This window comes from Pseudomonas sp. SIMBA_067 (genome assembly GCF_046534675.1).
Classification (GTDB): Bacteria; Pseudomonadota; Gammaproteobacteria; order Pseudomonadales; family Pseudomonadaceae; genus Aquipseudomonas; species Aquipseudomonas putida.
This window is the reverse complement of sequence record NZ_JAWRYH010000223.1, coordinates 1-305: the sequence shown is the minus strand read 5'-3', so window position 1 is coordinate 305 and position 305 is coordinate 1. Positions and strand designations below refer to the sequence as shown.

General features: G+C 52.1%; 1 protein-coding gene. It reads right to left on the bottom strand.

The features are described 5' to 3' along the window. Positions 1–305 (bottom strand): pyridoxal-phosphate dependent enzyme (locus SB765_RS28830; RefSeq protein ID WP_410932383.1); only part of this gene is annotated, 305 nt, incomplete at both ends.

The window sequence follows — 305 nt, the reverse complement described above, 5'->3', positions numbered from 1 at the left end:
CGACGGGCGGTAGAAATGGCTTCTTCATTGGTGATGCCAATGACTTTATCGACCAGCTTGAGATCGAGGTTAGCCGGGATAAAACCAGCGCCAATACCCTGAATTTTATGCGGGCCAGGTTTAATCTCTTCACCTGCCAGCGCCTGGGCGATAACTGGAGAATCGGTTGGCTCAACGGCGACAGATATAAGATCGGTCTTGCCTTTGGTGCCTTTAATGTAGCGGCTGACGCCAGTCAGCGTACCGCCAGTCCCAACGCCAGCAATAAATACATCAACCTGACCGTCGGTATCTTCCCAGATCTC